We start from the raw sequence: 1,318 nt of genomic DNA, 5'->3' as shown, positions 1-1,318 counted from the left end.
TGAACTGCACCCGGTCAAGTAGACAGAGGAAATAAGTAAAATTGCTTAAGCGGCTTCAGTCCTGTATTCAATGGGACTGAGGCCGTTTAGTCGTTCTTGAAGACGTTCGTGGTTATAAAAACGGATATACTCATCGACTGCGTTCTTAAGCTCATCAAACGATTGATATGTACTCAAATAATATTCTTCGCATTTTAAGGCTCCCCAAAAAGACTCCATCGGCGAATTGTCGATGCATCGACCTACCCTGGACATGCTTTGGGTGATGCCAGCCTTATCTAATTTGATTTTGAATTGCTTGCTGGTGTATTGGAATCCGCGGTCACTGTGGAGGATTGGCTTGGCATTGGGCTCAGCCCGCAGGGCTTGATCCAGTGTCTCAAATACCAATGCATTGTTGTTGGAACGGCCCAGGACATAAGAAACGATGGAACCGTCATGGAGGTCTCGGATTGCACTCAAGTATGCCTTGGATTCAACACCGTACTTGAACTCCGTGACGTCCGTAACCCATTTCTGATTCGGCTTGTCCGCGAGGAATTCCCGGTTCAGGACGTTCTCTGCCACGTGCTGCGCAGTTGATGGCAAATAGCGTTTCTTTTTCCGGCGGATGACCGATTGGATTCCTGCCAGTCTCATCAGGCGATATACCCGCTTGAGATTGAATTTGCGGCCATGTTTGCGTTCAAGGACCATCTTCATTCGGCGGTAACCGTAGATCCCTTTGCGCTCCTTGTGAATCTCCCGGATGTCTGTAAGGAGTTCCTGATTCAATTTTTCTTCTTCCGTGGGAACTCGGTTCAGCCATTGATAGTAGGACGATCGGCCAACTCCAGCGAGTTCACACAATAAGTCAATCGGATGACCATCTGACTCATGGACTTCGCGTATGGCCAGATAACGGTTTTCCTGCCGGACTCCGCTTAGAAACGCCTCCTTTCGATTTCGTCCAACTTTTTTAGAAGGGCATTCTGAGCCCGAAGGCGCTCATTCTCCTTCTCAATCCGCTTGATTTCCAACTTAAGACGCTCTTCGTTGGTCAGCTCCTCGTCTGCCTTTTTGCGTCCACGGCCATCCCTCAGAGCCTCCTCCTGTCCTGCTTCGTATTTCTTCACCCACTGGTAAACCTGATTATAGGAAACCTTGTAGGTTTCGGCTGTTCCCTGATAGTCCTTGCCGGATGCGATACACTGCTGGGCAATCTCAACCCGTTCTTTTAGTGTTGTCTTCCTTCCCTTGGTCATGGGATCCCTCCGTTCCTTAAGTCCCTTCGGGACTTCTCCATGACCATTATACTTTTTCAGCCATCTTCTAAAAA

General features: G+C 48.6%; 1 protein-coding gene and 1 pseudogene. Both read right to left on the bottom strand.

The annotated features are described in order from the left end of the window. Window positions 1-45: 45 nt before the first annotated feature. Window positions 46-906: pseudogene (locus AC6CHQ_RS16240) on the bottom strand (IS3 family transposase); the annotation flags it as partial. Between the two features lie 17 nt (window positions 907-923). After that, window positions 924-1,318, bottom strand: a 395-nt coding sequence (locus AC6CHQ_RS16235; protein ID WP_498082069.1) for a transposase, incomplete at its 5' end; no start/stop codon positions are given.

It is taken from the genome of Bhargavaea sp. GQ12 (assembly GCF_059758705.1).
Note: the sequence above shows the minus strand (reverse complement) of the source record. Positions and strands in the feature narration are given on the sequence as shown.